Origin of the sequence: Bradyrhizobium sp. CB1015, from assembly GCF_025200925.1 — a bacterium.
Lineage (GTDB): Bacteria > Pseudomonadota > Alphaproteobacteria > Rhizobiales > Xanthobacteraceae > Bradyrhizobium.
Genome location: NZ_CP104174.1, coordinates 8021046 through 8035220, shown reverse-complemented (window position 1 = coordinate 8035220; position 14175 = coordinate 8021046). Strand labels below are relative to the sequence as shown.

17 protein-coding genes are annotated in these 14175 nt (G+C 62.9%); 5 read left to right on the top strand and 12 right to left on the bottom strand.

Annotation, left to right across the window (positions count from 1 at the left end):
• Positions 1 to 172 precede the first annotated feature (172 nt).
• On the bottom strand, positions 173 to 484 hold the full coding sequence (locus tag N2604_RS37660) for a hypothetical protein (RefSeq protein WP_260372963.1): 312 nt from the start codon (positions 482 to 484) through the stop codon (positions 173 to 175).
• Positions 485 to 662: 178 nt separating this feature from the next.
• Between N2604_RS37660 and irr the strand changes: the two genes are divergently transcribed.
• On the top strand, positions 663 to 1139 hold the full coding sequence (gene irr, locus N2604_RS37655) for a Fur family transcriptional regulator Irr (RefSeq protein WP_260372962.1): 477 nt from the start codon (positions 663 to 665) through the stop codon (positions 1137 to 1139).
• 402 nt (positions 1140 to 1541) lie between these two features.
• Here the strand turns inward: irr and N2604_RS37650 are convergent, their stop codons facing one another.
• Positions 1542 to 3086: a winged helix-turn-helix domain-containing tetratricopeptide repeat protein gene (locus N2604_RS37650; RefSeq protein ID WP_260372961.1), complete on the bottom strand. Its 1545-nt coding sequence runs from the start codon at positions 3084 to 3086 to the stop codon at positions 1542 to 1544.
• Between the two features lie 133 nt (positions 3087 to 3219).
• On the opposite strand from N2604_RS37650, the gene mddA reads away from it, so the two are divergent.
• Together mddA and N2604_RS37640 are read left to right on the top strand one after the other, a co-directional pair.
• Positions 3220 to 4008 (top strand): methanethiol S-methyltransferase, encoded by a 789-nt coding sequence (mddA, locus tag N2604_RS37645; protein WP_260372960.1) that lies wholly within the window; start codon positions 3220 to 3222, stop codon positions 4006 to 4008.
• A gap of 92 nt (positions 4009 to 4100) precedes the next feature.
• Positions 4101 to 4523 (top strand): GFA family protein, encoded by a 423-nt coding sequence (locus N2604_RS37640; protein ID WP_008541349.1) that lies wholly within the window; start codon positions 4101 to 4103, stop codon positions 4521 to 4523.
• 78 nt (positions 4524 to 4601) lie between these two features.
• On the opposite strand, the gene N2604_RS37635 is transcribed toward N2604_RS37640, so the two are convergent.
• Positions 4602 to 4826: a hypothetical protein gene (locus N2604_RS37635; RefSeq protein ID WP_260372958.1), complete on the bottom strand. Its 225-nt coding sequence runs from the start codon at positions 4824 to 4826 to the stop codon at positions 4602 to 4604.
• A gap of 236 nt (positions 4827 to 5062) precedes the next feature.
• Here N2604_RS37635 and N2604_RS37630 point away from each other — a divergent pair, with 236 nt between their 5' ends.
• Complete coding sequence (locus tag N2604_RS37630; protein ID WP_197949254.1) at positions 5063 to 5347, top strand: hypothetical protein; 285 nt, start codon at positions 5063 to 5065, stop codon at positions 5345 to 5347.
• Between the two features lie 137 nt (positions 5348 to 5484).
• Here the strand turns inward: N2604_RS37630 and N2604_RS37625 are convergent, their stop codons facing one another.
• Both N2604_RS37625 and N2604_RS37620 read right to left on the bottom strand, forming a co-directional pair.
• Complete coding sequence (locus N2604_RS37625) at positions 5485 to 7419, bottom strand: ATP-binding protein (protein ID WP_260372956.1); 1935 nt, start codon at positions 7417 to 7419, stop codon at positions 5485 to 5487.
• Positions 7416 to 8099: a response regulator transcription factor gene (locus tag N2604_RS37620; protein WP_260372955.1), complete on the bottom strand. Its 684-nt coding sequence runs from the start codon at positions 8097 to 8099 to the stop codon at positions 7416 to 7418. Before N2604_RS37620 ends, N2604_RS37625 begins: the two co-directional genes overlap by 4 nt.
• A 405-nt stretch (positions 8100 to 8504) precedes the next feature.
• Here N2604_RS37620 and N2604_RS37615 point away from each other — a divergent pair, with 405 nt between their 5' ends.
• Positions 8505 to 9299 (top strand): phytanoyl-CoA dioxygenase family protein, encoded by a 795-nt coding sequence (locus tag N2604_RS37615; RefSeq protein ID WP_260372954.1) that lies wholly within the window; start codon positions 8505 to 8507, stop codon positions 9297 to 9299.
• 39 nt (positions 9300 to 9338) lie between these two features.
• Here N2604_RS37615 and N2604_RS37610 read toward each other — a convergent pair whose 3' ends face one another.
• From N2604_RS37610 to N2604_RS37585, 7 genes are all read right to left on the bottom strand, one after another.
• Entirely contained in the window at positions 9339 to 9566 is a 228-nt protein-coding gene (locus tag N2604_RS37610; RefSeq protein WP_109142227.1) for a hypothetical protein, read from the bottom strand.
• A 534-nt stretch (positions 9567 to 10100) separates the two neighbouring features.
• Positions 10101 to 10352, bottom strand: a complete 252-nt coding sequence (locus N2604_RS39875; protein ID WP_409241758.1) for a gamma-glutamyltransferase — start codon at positions 10350 to 10352, stop codon at positions 10101 to 10103.
• A gap of 248 nt (positions 10353 to 10600) precedes the next feature.
• A complete protein-coding gene (locus tag N2604_RS37600; protein WP_260372952.1) occupies positions 10601 to 11128 on the bottom strand; it encodes a GNAT family N-acetyltransferase in 528 nt (175 codons plus the stop codon).
• Between the two features lie 98 nt (positions 11129 to 11226).
• Positions 11227 to 12396, bottom strand: coding sequence for a ThiF family adenylyltransferase (locus tag N2604_RS37595; RefSeq protein WP_260372951.1), 1170 nt, complete (start codon positions 12394 to 12396; stop codon positions 11227 to 11229).
• A 3-nt stretch (positions 12397 to 12399) separates the two neighbouring features.
• Positions 12400 to 12681 carry a MoaD/ThiS family protein gene (locus N2604_RS39870; protein WP_409241667.1) on the bottom strand — a complete coding sequence of 94 codons (282 nt, stop codon included), beginning with the start codon at positions 12679 to 12681 and terminating at the stop codon, positions 12400 to 12402.
• Entirely contained in the window at positions 12590 to 13180 is a 591-nt protein-coding gene (locus N2604_RS37590; protein ID WP_260372950.1) for a tyrosine-type recombinase/integrase, read from the bottom strand. Before N2604_RS37590 ends, N2604_RS39870 begins: the two co-directional genes overlap by 92 nt.
• Before the next feature lie 116 nt (positions 13181 to 13296).
• The gene (locus N2604_RS37585) at positions 13297 to 14172 is read right to left on the bottom strand and encodes an Arm DNA-binding domain-containing protein (RefSeq protein WP_260372949.1); all 876 of its coding nucleotides are present in this window, start codon (positions 14170 to 14172) and stop codon (positions 13297 to 13299) included.
• Positions 14173 to 14175 lie beyond the last annotated feature (3 nt).

Below are 14175 nucleotides of genomic sequence, written 5' to 3'. Positions count from 1 at the left end.
CTGAAAGTCGCGACAGTGCTCGCACAAAAAATGTACAGCGCGTCCTGTTTTTCCCACCGTGCGACGGCACGGCAGAACGGCCCGCTCCAAGGGATCAGGCGGCCTTCAACCGTGGTGAGAGCGTGCCGGGGCGGTGCACAAGTCCGCGCCTGCGACCAAAAGCATCAGGCCGTCATCTTGCGCCGAGCGCCCGCCGCAATTCGTCGAGCGCCTCTGCAAGCTGCTCGCGGTGCGCGATGTCGTCCTTGGGCAGCGCAGCGACACTGCCGGCGAGCTCCCGCAGGATGCCGGCCAGCAGGCCGAAATTGATGTGCAGGTGCACCGATTTGCGTTCGTCGGCCGTGCCGGGATGTTGCAGCACCAGCGCAACGCCGCTGCCGTCGAGCTTCGCCTCGAAGCGGGACGAATGCTCGAAGGTGCCGACATAGAACTTGTCGGGATATTCGAGCGCGACCTCTGCCTTGTCGGGAACCGGCTTGGACATGCGAACCTCATCGATGCCCGCGCATTCTGGCCGAGAACCAGCCGGCCCGCCTTGCGCCAAGTCAGAGGCGGTCGGCGCCAAATTTGATCCGGATCAAAGCCGGCCCGCCGCTTTTGCGATCGAATGGCAAGTAGCGGGATGCGGCTGCCGTCCTGCTGCCTTCAGCGGTGAGACGACGATGGACATTCAGGCCACGACTATCCCTGCCGATGACGATGCCGGACCCGATGTCGATCTCGCGGCAGAGGCCGGCGTGCAGCACTGCCTGCTATTGCTCGGCAATGCCGGCCTACGTCCGACCCGCCAGCGCCTGGCGCTGGGCCGATTGCTGTTCCTGGGCGGCCATCGTCACGTCACCGCCGAGAGTCTCTACGAAGAGGCGATGGCGGCCAATACGTATCTGTCGCTCGCGACCGTCTACAACACGCTGAACCAGTTCACCGAAGCGGGCCTCTTGCGCCGGATCGCGGCCGACGGCCTCAAATCGTTCTTCGATACCGACACGTCCGTGCATCCGCACTTCTATCTCGAAGCCGAGGATAAGCTGGTCGACGTTGCCGATGGCCTCGCCTTCACCAAAATGCCCGAGGCGCTTCCCGGCCACGAGATCGCGCGTCTCGACGTCATCGTCCATCTGCGCCGGAAGCGAACCTAGCGCTCACCCTCCCCTGGAGGGTAGGGCTATCGCATTTGAGAGCTTTTCCCTGCAGCCATCCTTCGAGACGCCCGCTTTGGGCGGGCTCCTCAGGATGAGGGCGGAGTGCGCGGCAGCAGTTTCAACGAACACTGACGCTGATTAGCCTCATCCCGAGGAGGCGCGTAAGCGCCGTCTCGAAGGACGAGGCGTGCGCGCAGGCCGCCGCCACAAGTCATATGCGATAGCCCTCCCCTGGAGGGGGAGGGTCGGCTCACATTGAGCGCAGCGAAAATGTGAGACGGGGTGGGGTGACGGTCTCTCCCCGTCCGACAGTGCCCGAGTGGAGAGATCACCCCACCCGCTCGCGCTACGCGCGATCGACCCTCCCCCTCCAGGGCAGGGTAAGAGCGGCGTCGCGCCTCACTGCAACCCCGCCCGGCGGAATCCCTCCAGATAGTGGTCGCGATCTCGCTCATTGGCCCATGGCAGTTGCGTCGCGATCCAGTGCAGCGAGATGCCCGGTTGGGTGCGGCGGAGCTCTCCGAGTGCCATTTCCGCAAGCGCGCCGTCGCCGGTCATGCCGGCGGAGACGGCGAGCACGCGGTAGGCGCCGGTGAGGTCGCCGCGGTGCCGGATCGCCTCACGCGCCAGCGCGATGGCCTCGCCATAGTGCCGTTCGGTGAAGCGCGCATAGGCGGCGATGCCGTGATAGATCGCCAGTGACGGATCGCGCGGCGACAGCCGGATCGCCTTTTGCGCGGCCTCGAACGAGTCCTTCGAGCGCCCGGCATAGGACAGTGCCAGCGCGTAATAGCCCTGCGCCAGCGAGAAATTCGGATTGAGCGCGAGCGCCTGCTCGAACTCGGACAGCGCGTCTGCGAGCCTGCGGGTCGAGAAGCAGACGCTGCCGAGCGCGGCATGCGCCCAGGAATCCTCATGGTCGCAGCGCACCGCTTTGAGCGCGGCGGCTTCCGCGGACGGCGCAACCGCCGCCAGCTCGGTCCAGCCAAGATGCACGCCGAACATGTCGTTCACGGCCAACAGCGACAGCGCCTGGCCGTAATTCGGATCGATCGCGATCGCGCGCGCGAGCAGCGCCTTCGCGGCCTCGTGATCCTGGCGGGTCACGCGCCAATAATGCGATAGCGCGCGCATCAAGAGGTCCCAGGCGTCGAGGCTTGCAGGCGGCTTGCGATGGCTGCGGAAATTCTCGGCCGCGTGGATCTGCGGCTCGATCGCCGCGGCGATCGCGTTGGTGATCTCGTCCTGCACGGCGAAGACGTCGACCAGCTCGCGGTCATAGCGCTCGGCCCAGAGATGATTGCCCGACACGGCGTCATTGAGCTGCGCGGTGATGCGCACCCGGTTGTCCGCCTTGCGCACGCTGCCTTCGACGATGTAGCGGACACCGAGCTCCTCGGCGATCTGCCTGATATGGACCGCGCGCCCCTTATAGGTGAAGGAGGAGTTGCGGGCGATCACCATGAACCAGCGCTGCTTCGACAGCGCGGTGAGGATGTCCTCGCTGATCCCGTCGCCGAAATAGTCCTGCGCGGGATCGCCGCTCATGTTCTCGAAGGCGAGCACCGCGATTGCCGGGCGGTCCGCCGCGCGCGGGGCAGTGGGCTTGGCTTCCTCCCGTGCGGGCGCCGCTGCCACTTCCCGGACCTCCCCCACGAAACGAAAGCCCTTGCGCGGAATGGTCTTGATCAGGCGCTGGGTCGTGCCGTCGTCGCCCAGCGCCTTGCGTGCGGCGTTGATCCGGCTGTTCAGGGCGGAATCCGAGACGATGCGGTCGTTCCAGATCTGGCTGATCAGGTCACCCTTGCTGACCACACGCGCCCGTTGCGTGACCAGATAAAACAACAGATCGAACACTTGCGGCTGCAACGGAACGACACTTCCCTCGCATGTGAGCTCCCGAAGGTCACCGTCCAGCACGTTGTTTTCAAAGCGAAATCGCACGTTTTCGTCGTCTCAAGCAAAAATCAAAGTCGTCTCAGGCGAAAATCAATCGTCCGCGAAAGCCGCGGGGCGTCCGATCCGGCATGGTGCGAAGACCAAACCGTGTCGATGCCTCGGCACAACGGAGCGTTCTATGACCCAACTCGATCACCAGGTTCATTCCATCGGCCCGGAGATTACGGGCTCTCGCATTTTCAGGTTCATTGCCTTTCTGTACGGAATTGCGGCGTATCTCGTGTTTTTCGTCACCATTCTCTATGCGATCGGCTTCGTCATGGGGGTGATGGTGCCCAAGACCATCGACACCGGTGCCGAAGCGGCTGTCGCTCGCGCGGTCATCATCAATCTGCTGCTGATGTCGCTGTTCGCGGTTCAACACAGCGTGATGGCGCGCCCGCAATTCAAGGATTGGTGGACGCAGTTCGTCCCCAAGTCGGTCGAGCGAAGCACCTACGTGCTGTTCGCGAGCCTGTCACTGCTCCTCCTGTTCTGGCAGTGGCGTCCGCTGCCGTCGGTCATATGGAGTGTCGAGAATCCGGATCTTGCCGTGACACTGGTCACGTTGTCTTTCGCCGGCTGGGTGCTGGTGTTCACCTCGACCTTCATCATCAACCATTTCGAGCTGTTCGGCCTGCATCAGGTGACCAATCATCTCGTCGGCAAGGAGATGGCGTCGCCGCGCTTCAAGACGCCGCTGCTCTACAAGTTCGTCCGCCATCCGATCTATCTCGGCTTCATCGTCGCGTTCTGGGCGGCGCCGGTCATGACCGCGGGGCATCTGCTGTTCGCGGCCGTGACCACGCTCTACATCTTCGTCGGCATCGCGCTGGAGGAGAGCGATCTCGTCGATCTTTTCGGCGACGAGTACCGGCAGTACAAACAACGCGTCTCGATGCTTATTCCTTGGCGCCGGTCGGTATAGTCTCGGCCAAGCCGCGCGCGTCCAATCGCAAGAAGGGCGCGGGGGGCGCCGACGCGCGATAACAATCCTTCAGAAAAACGGAGACGTTCCAAATGAAACATGTCGGAAACTGCTTCTGCGGCGCCGTCACGGTCGAGGTCACGGGCGCGCCGGAGGCGATGGGTTATTGCCATTGCCGCTCCTGCCGCTCGTGGTCGGGCGGTCCGGTCAACGCCTTCAGCCTGTGGAAGCCGGAAGCCGTGCGCATCACCGAAGGCGCTCAGAATGTCGAGACCTTCGCCAAGACGCCGCTCAGCCAGCGCAAATTTTGCAAGAAGTGCGGCGGCCATCTCATGACCAACCATCCGCCGCTCGGTCTGGTCGACGTCTTTACCGCCACCATCCCCACGCTCGCGTTCACACCCGGCGTCCACGTCAATTATGCCGAGACGGTGCTGCCGATGCGCGACGGCCTGCCCAAGCTGAAGGATTTTCCGGCCGAGTTCGGCGGCAGCGGCGAGATGATGCAGGAATAGTGGCGCCCCTGCGGCATTATCGAGAGGGCGGCAGAGCGCCGTCCTCTCTGTCTTGTCCCGAGAGAGAAGGACGAGCGACTAGCCTCCGCGGGATTCAACCACCTTGCGGCAGGAGTCCGAGAGCTTCGACTTGTTCTCGCGCAGGCAGGCATTCATCTGCGGCGGCTTGCCGATATGCTCGGCGCAGAATTTGCCGGCGTCGCCGCGGCAGGCCATTTGCTCCTGGACGGATGGACCGGACTGCGCGGCAGCAGGCAGGGCGGCAGCTGTGAGCAGCAGCGCGGCAAGAACCGAAATCTTCATGAAGCACCTCTTTGCGATCGTCGTTGGTCCCGACCGGGATCAATCGGGCCGGACCATTCCGCAAAGCCCGGCCGCAGGTCCATGCCATGTTCATGGCACCGGCCAGTCCTCTCGTCCGCGGTACCCCCATCTTCATGGCATGTATCCGCGCGCCGACTTTTGTCATTCAGGCTGCACCTCGGCTGCGAAACCCGGTGATTGCATCGGGACGCCGAACGGGAAGCAGGAGAGCAAGAATGTCGAAAAGAGCTGGAGCGCTGGGCGCAGGGCTGACGGTCATGGCGCTGGCGGGCGCGGCGATGGTGTCGCTGGGCACGAGCCCGGCGCAGGCCGTGGTCTATTGCAAGACCGTCGGGGTGCCCAAGGGCTGCGTGGTGCGGCCGACTGGCGCCGTGGTGGTGGGAGCGCCGGTCGCGGCAGCGGCGGTCGCAACGCCCGGCGTCGGCGCGCCCGGTGTCGGCGTGCGCGCGGGAACGCCGATGAATCGCGGCGGCCCGGTCAATCGCGTCGGCGTGCGCTGATATTTCCATTCCATTGAATTGATCGGATCGCTTCGGGCCAACGGGTCCTGCGGACGAACACCCCCCGTCCTCCGCAGGCAAATCACCCGGCCCGTCCCCTCTCTCCGTGCGCCCCACACGTTCGGGGAGGGGGCCTTTCAGCCCGCGGCCATGTCGCCGTCGGGAAAACGCTGCGGCAATTTCAGCCGCACGCGCGTGCCGGAGGCATCAGACGTCAGGTCGAGCACCGCGCCGCAGCGCGCGGCGCGGTTTTTCATGTTGCGCAGGCCGCGCGCGGTCTGGCCGGCGCCCACGGCCTCGCCATCGCCGGCCAGCGCAAAGCCGCTTCCGTCGTCCGTCACGCTGATCACGCCGTACGGCCCCTGGCCTGCGTCGAACGTGTCGATGGTGACCGCGATGCGGCGGGCCTGCGCGTGCTTGACTGCATTGGTCACGGCTTCGTCGAGGATGCGCACGATCTGGATGACGTGCCATGGCCTCAGCTCGGGATGCAGCGGCAGGCCCTGCGGCGTCGCCACGCGCCAGTCGAGCGCGATGTCGTGCGGCCGCAATTGGGCCGTGGCGCGCTCGCGCCAGGAGCCGAGTGCGAGCATCAGGTCGCCGCCGATGTCGTCCATGGAATCGATGACGAGGCGCAGATCCTTCAGCGCCGCGCGGGCGGCGTCCGTGATGGTCGCGCCGGCGCTGCCGCGCTCGGACAGCGCGACGATGCTCACGAGCTGGCCGCCGAGACCGTCGTGCAGGTCTCGCATCAGGCGCGTGCGCTCGTTGGCGAGCGCGGCGGCGCGGGCGCGCTCCTCCTCGCGGGCAAAGCTCGCCTTCAGCCGCTCCTCGGCTTCGCGCACGCGCGTCACCAGCTGGCCGGCAAAGCTGTCGACCTGGTTCAAGGCGCGGGCAAAGCGCCAGGTCAGCCCGGCGCCGATCGCGACCAGCATCGCCGAATAGGACAGGCGCGAGACGAAGATGCGATCGTTGCTCACGATATCGAGCACCGTGAGCATGTCCTGGACCCAGCAGACCAGCACGATGGTCACCGCGCAGCCGATCGTGAAGCTCGCCGCGTCCTGCCGTCGCACCACCGCGGTTGCGGTGACGCAGGCCATCAGGACCAGGCAGAGCCCGACGGTGGGGATGCCGAGCACCAGGAACAGGATGCGCGGCAGCGGCGGGCCCCCGATCAGCCCGACCACGAACACGAGGACGCCGGGCACGAACAGCAGCGTGCCGTAGCGCGGCCAGCGCCAGCCGAAGAACAGCACGCCGAACACGACGATCAGCGCGCTCTCGATCGGTGCGGACGCGAGCAGCACCGCGGTGAGCCGGGATACCGTGGCCGGCGGCGCCGGCGGCGGCACGAATGCCTGCACCACACCGAGCACCATCGCGGCGGCCAGCACGCCATAGACCGGTTCGTGGCGCCGCATCAGCCACATGATCGCGAGGATGACGGCCAGGATCGCCTGCCAGGCGGAGAACATCACCGGCAGCGTGACGAACAGCAGCGTGCGTGTCTCATAGGCCGGGCGCAAGGCGATATCCGGCCCGACATAGACGGTGTCGAGAAAGCCCTTGAGCGGTCCCCACACGAACAGCCGCACCGTGATCTCGTTGGCGCCCTCGCGCAGCAGCGAGGCGGGGATCGCCGCGATCTGCGGCGTGTTGCGGTCGGGCCGGTTGGCATTGGCGTCGCGACGGGAGTCGAGCACGACGACGCCGTTGACAGCGACCTCCACCGCGTTGCTGAAGCGCGGCAGGTACACCGACCAGCCCGAGGCCGCATCGCCGCTCCGGAACGTGAAGGTGCCGGTGTAGAACGGCGGGTCGGCCAGCGAGTAGCGCGACGAGGTGAAATGCGGCAGCGTCACGGGGCGCGTCAGACTGTCCTCCCGCGCCGAAAAATCGCTCACCGCGTAGTCCTCGGGATCGCTCGGCTGCAGCAGTCGAATCCCCAGGATCGTGACGATCACGATCAGCACCTGAAGCAGCAGATAGGGTACCAGGCGCGAGGCGATCAGCCGGTGCTGCGGGCGTGTCGGTGCCTTCGCAGGTGCTTTGGCCGCGATCTCGCTCACAGCTTGATCAGGCCCTGCTGCACCGCTTCGAACACCGCCTCGCTGCGCGTATGCACCTCGAGCTTGCGATAGATGTTCTTGATATGGCCGGGCACGGTCTGCTTGGACAGGCCGAGATGGCTCGCAATCTCGGCATAGCTGAAGCCTTTGGCGATACCCCAGAGAATGTCGATCTCGCGCGGGGTGAGCCTTGCCGTGTTGAGCGCGGGGCCGGGCGGCGGCTCCACCGAATTCTGTGCGGCCCCTTGTGTCCTGCGCACGATGAAGCGCGCGATCGAGGCCGAAATCGGCGAATGTCCGGCGACCAGCTCGCGCACGGTGGTGGCGATATCGGTGGGGAACGCATCCTTGAGCAGATAGCCGGTGGCGCCGACCGTGATCGCGGAAATCACGCTCTCCTCGTCGCCGAGCGCGGAGATCACCATGATTTCGGTGTCGGGAAAGCGCTGCCGCATCTCGCGGATCAGCTCGACGCCGTGGCCGTCGGGCAGCCGCAGATCGGTCAGCAGCACGCGCGGCGCGCTGGCGGCGAGAGCCTGCCGCGCCTCGCCGAGCGTACCGGCGCTGCGCACCTCGTAACCGGCCTTGGCCAGGGCATCCTGGAGCCGCCAGCAGGTCGGCGCGTCATCCTCGACGAGGAGGATGGTGATGGCTTCACCCGTCTCGCCCTGTTCGGTCATGTCCCTGGTCCCGCGACCCGCGTGTCCCCCGCGGCGCGAAGCAAGCTTAACCGCAGCGCGAAGGCCGTGACACCCATAATCATGGGGGCGGGAATGACAAGGTCCCGCATCTGCCGGCCAGCACCGCAGGCATCGGTCGTTTGTTGATCGTTCAGACCTCTCTGTGCTACGCTGAGAAATCATGATGATCCGCACATCCGATATCGTCTCGGTCTTCTTCCTCAGCTGCTGACAGCGGCGCCCGCTTCGAGCGGGCGGAAGCGAGCGCGGGCTGGGCAACTGCCTGGCCGCCCCATCACACATTTTTGGGACCAATGAGCCGTGCCCCCCGTCGCATCACGCGGCGACAGGTGAATGGCTTGCAACGATATGAGGATATTCATGCCTGCCAATGGACATGCGTCGATGCACGCACTCAGCGATGATCAGATACAGCGATTCATTCGCGACGGATTCGTCCGCATCAACGGAGCGTTTCCGCGCGAGCTTGCCGACGAGGCCCGCACTATCCTGTGGCGCGACACGGGCTGCGATCCCCACGATCAGGCGACATGGACAAAACCGGTCATCCGGCTTTCCGGCTACAAGGACGCGCCCTTCCTGAAGGCGGAGCGCACGCCGGTGCTGCACGCCGCGTTCAATCAGATCGTCGGCGAGGGCCGCTGGCGCCTGGGCTCGCTGGGCTTCGGGGGCACGTTTGTCGTACGCTTCCCCCATCCGGAGGCGCCCGGAGACGACGGTTGGCATATCGACACAAGCTTTGCCCTCGATGGCGGCGACCCGAATGAGCGGCGCGCGAATGTGAGGTCGCGCGGCCGTGCCCTGTTGATGCTGTTCCTGTTCTCCGACGTTGGTCCCCGCGACGCCCCAACGCGGATAAGGGTGGGATCGCACATCGACATGGCGCGCTTCCTCGCGCCAGCAGGCGAGGCCGGGATGTCGCAAGCGGAAATGGCCCTCGACCGGGTGGGAGCCGAGCGGCCCGAGGTGCTGGCGACGGGTGAGGCCGGCACTGTCTACCTGTGCCATCCGTTCCTCGTGCACGCCGGGCAGCGCCACCAAGGGGCTGCGCCGCGGTTCATGGCCCAGCCGCCGCTGCATCCCGCCGAACCCATCCGGCTCGAGCGAGTGGACGGCAATTATTCACCGGTCGAAATCGCGATCCGGCAAGCGCTTCAGGGGGACTGCTGGGCGCACTGACTCGGACCGGCGCCGACGCACCGGCCCGGCGGGCCCTGCTCAGGAAAGATCGACCCGCGGCGGCGGATACCGCCGCGCCAGGACTGACAGCGAGAGCGGCCGTTCGTCTTCCGGCAGCTCCAGATACGCCAGCACGAGCGGCCGCTTCCAATCGCCGACGCCGAAATCCATCGCCGTCCATTTCTGCGGCTCGGGGCCTTCGAGTCCCCGGACCCAGACGAAATAGCGGGGGAGGTCGTCGGCGTCCGTCGTGCGTCTCCTGGCCATCAAAGCTGTCCGCTGCGTCACATCGGTTGCGAGAGGATATAGGGAGCGGCGGTGCGAAGTCGAATGGCTTGCGGCGGATGCGTAATCTCTCCTCCTCGTCATTGCGAGGAGCCCTTGCGACGAAGCAATCCAGACTATCTCCGCGAATGCCTGCCTGGATTGCTTCGCGAAGCTTGTCAGAAGCACAGGACTCGGGCTCCATGCGTCGGAGGCCGCAATTGCGTGTCCGCGCTGGCTGAAATTGAAGCGTAGCCACTCGTCAACCGCCGCGCCTGCGCAAGTCCACGCGAGTGCTGAGGGCGAGACGGGGGATGGCTAAGGAGGGAGCTGACCCGGTCCGCATTCGCCAAGGCTTCGGCGGGACAGCCTTCACTGCTTCGCATGGATGGGCTTGCGCCCGGCTCGCCTAGCCGTAGCTGCGAAGCAGCGAAGGCTGGTGCCCCTGGCCGACAATCGATCAGCCATTTAATTATTTGAATATAGAACAGTTTTTTTCTTCGATTGCGACCAATACCAACAGGAATACCAACAAACTCACGGGCGACATTGCCCGAAAAAATAAAAGAACGGGGCTCCCCGGCGGGCACGCCCATGCCATTCTCCCTTCTCGCCTCGGAGATTCAGACCATGACCGCAAATGACTTTCGGAGTGTCTGTGCCGGTCCGATTGGCGAGGATTACAACTTCACCGCCCAAGCTATTCTGATTGAAGTCCGCGACTTGCAAAACAAATCCGCCCGCGACTGTCGCATCAAATGCGTTGCCACCTTTTTGGAGTATCCCCATAGCCACGGTGGCCGCGAGATCGTTAGTGCAAGCTACGGCACTGTGACGACCGCGGCGCTCTATCCGAGTTGCAAGAGATTCATTTCGAGCCATGGTTCTCCCCAAGAGCTTCATGCCTGGTCGCACGCGCGACAGATCCGACGATCAGATCTTTCGAGAAAAGATCTTCCGTCGAGCGTTCAATTGATTGTCTATTTACGTCGCTTGCTTTTTGACGCGGAGCGGGGCTACCGCGCAACGTTCCGTGGTCAATTGTTGGGCTCTCGATCGATGCGCGGGCGGGAGATGATCGTCCAGCGTTCGTGATCGCGCCAATTGCCATCGATATTGAGATATTGGGGTGAAAACCCTTCTCGCTCGAACCCCAAGCGCTTAACAAACGCAAGTGATCTGTTGTTGTTTGGTTGGATGTTGGCCTCGAGGCGATGCAATTTCAGGTCGTCAAACGCATACTTGATGCCAAGGCGGCCGGCTTCTGTCATCGCTCCCGACCCAGCCATCTCAGCATTCGAATAGAACGAAGTATAGGCACTGCGGAATAGACCCCAGACGATCTGGGTCAATTCGATAATCCCCACGATCGGACCATTCGATCCAACTCTCGCTACGAGCGCAACATTCGGGCCGGTCAGTAGCCGTCCAAACCAATTGTCAAACTCCTCCTGGCTCTTACAAGGGAAAATCCACGGCTCGTGAAGGTCGCGGCTCGCGTTGTTCATTCCAATAATATCGTTCGCATCCGTCCATGTGATGCGCGCGATAACTACAGCGGTCATAAGACACCTACTTTCAAAACTGGAACACTTGGCTAGCTTGCTTCAACGAGACGACATCTCTTCAGGAGCGGAGAATCGCCGCTAACGTCGTTAGCTAGTCATGACGAAAACTCCGATCTAGAGTGCTCGCTATCGGGGTCTGGAGTGCTCACCATTGACGGCATCTCGCAAGAGCGCAACTGGCGCGAAGCGCATACGGGGCATTGTGGGTCTCTGAAGCGCTCGAATTTCGAGAAGCTCATGTCGAGGCCGTTCCAAACGCCGGTTTCATCCAGAAGCGGAGAATCGATCTTCAGCAACACTTTGATGGCTTCCCACGCCTGGAGAATACCTAGCATTCCCGGAAGGACGCCGATAACACCAGCTTCATTGCACGATGAAGAAAACTCAGGCTCTGGCTGTTCAGGATAGGAACAAACATAGCAGGAGCTCCGATTGTCTCCCAGAGCCGGCCAGAACACGGAAACATGCCCTTCGAAGCGGAAGATCGCCGCGTGCACGAGGGGAACGCCGGCGGCCACTGCGGCAGAATTCAATGCATAACGCGCTGCAAAGTTGTCGCAGCAATCAAGAACGACCTCGTACCCGCTTACTATTGAGCTGGCGTTAGAGCTATCCACTCTGGTTGGATAGACATTGACATTTAGCGAAGAGCGAAGCTTGCGCACCGTGTCGGACGCGGAAGCGACCTTTTGCCTGGAGACGCTGCCTTCAGTGTGAAGGGGCTGTCGATGGAGATTCGACTCCTCGACGGAGTCATTATCTGCAATTCCCAATGTGCCAACCCCGGCAAGAGTCAGGTAGATCGCGGCAGGAGAGCCCAACCCGCCGGCGCCAACTATCAGGACTTTCGCATTCTGCAGCGCTCTCTGACCGATGGATCCAACCTCAGGGAGCATGATCTGGCGAACATATCTAGTCGCCTCCGGATCGTGCGGAACCATCTGAACCGGAAGATCATGCTGAACCCAAGCGCGAAATCCTCCGTGAACCGACAGCACATTGGAATATCCGTTCGCACGGAGAGAGCGAGTACTAGTGTCGCTTCGTTTGCCGGTCTCGCAAATAAGAAGCAACCGTTGATCGGGACTCTTGATCAGATTCGGAAGCCGCGATTCCAGAGAATTCATGGGAACATTTATCGCCCCATAGGCAATCTTTCCCACCAACTCGGTCGGCTCTCGGATGTCGATGAGCACGGTGCCTGAGTTCAATACCTCGTCATAGGCCGAGGTCGCCGAAATTGCGTCGATCGAAAGTGCGCTCATCAACTAACCCCCCGACAAAGCCGGAATGAAGCTGACCGTCGAGCCCGATTTCAGCGCCCGCGAGTCGCTTGATAGGCGCCGTATGTCAACCCCATCAACGTATACGCGGACAAATCGCCTGAACTCGCCGGTGTCGTCTACGATTTGCCGATGGAGACTCGCGTATCGAGCCTTGAGTAGTGCAACCAACTCGTCAACCGATGCTGCCGTCACCGAAATTATAGCCGGACATTCGGCTGCTTTTTGTAGCTGGCTGGAGAGCTGCACCGTAATGGTTTCCGACATTGCCCTGCGCGCCTCCCTTGATCGGAATGACCCTCTTGGGATCGAGCCAGTGGTCAATCCGATCAGCCCAATGCTGCATCAGCTTTGTGCGCGAGCCGATCAGCGCGAGTGGGCCGTACTTCTTGTAGAGACCTTCGACGGTAGAGTTATCGAGATGCGCGAGCTGCAGCTCGACGACATCACCATCCCATGCTTTGGCGTCCTTGATCTCTTCGTGGTGAGACAGGGTCGAGAAGGTGGTTCGGAATCCGTGGGCACAATGTTCAGTCTTGGTGTCAATGCCAAGCAGTCGCAAGCGCTTGTTGAGTGTGTTGTTCGACAGCGGTGTGTCCCTCGAGCAGGAGAACGCGTACCGGCGATGGCCGGTTAGCTTCTGAACGCTCGTAAGAATTGCAAGTGCCTGGCGCGACAGAGGCACGACGTGGTCCCAGCCGGTCTTCATCTTTGCGGCTGGAACAGTCCAGCGTTCGGTGTCCCAATCGACCTCGGTCCACTCCATTTCATTGACCATCCCGGGGCGAGGAACGGTCAGCGCGTCGAAGCGCAAAGCAAGGCCAACAACGTCACTAAACCTCGCTCTCGTCCACGGTGCGCTGATGAGCTTAAAAACGCGCGTCACACGTCGCGTGGTTCGGTCACGCCGGGGCGCGGCGTCGAAATGTTCGCAATCATCTGCCCATTCAGGTTACGGAATGGATTGTAGCCGTCTCCTTCGACATCGGCATAGTCGCAGATTTGCTCACCGATGCTGCGTACGCGGTCGCGGGTTTCCAGCTTCCCGTCGGCTTCGTATGAACGCATGAAAGCGAGCACGTCCGGACGCTTAATGTCCTGCCTGCACAGCTTGCCGAAGCGACCCTTGACGTAGCCGACGCGAAGCTCAAGCACCTCGATGGTCTTGGGATCGCGCACCGCTACGATCCTGCCGCGTTTGACTTTCTCCACTTTTTTCTTCGCGAGCCACTCGTCCGCCCATTGCCCGAAAGACCGGACGGCCGCCTTCCTGTGCTTGTCCAGCTGCTTCTCGGTGCTCGGATCTTTTCCTTCCTTAAGCTGGTCTTTGGCCTTTTCGCGCTCGCGCCGCGCGTCAGCAAGAGAGAACGAGCCATCGCTGCCATTGCCGTAAGGGCCAATGGAGTAGGTTTTCTGGCGGCCGTGGAAGCGGTAGCTCATCCGCCAGAGTTTGGAAGCAGCGTGCCCGGGCCTGCTCACGTCGGCCGTGACGAATAGATACAGGCCGCCGCCAGTCACGTCGGAAATCTTGGCCGGGCTCCACTCGCCCCACTGAATTTGGGTCGGGCGGCGCGGCAGTCGACGTCGCTCCTGATCTGCTTCGGGTTTACGTGCGCGCCGTCGCTCTTGCGGGCCATCTGCTCGATCCTTTCGTTCGGAAAAGCGGAAGTCACCGCGAACGTCCGTTCTCCCGAGACCAACAAAAATACCAACAAATCGGGCGGCTGGGGACGGATGAGAACAAACGGTGACGATCACCGA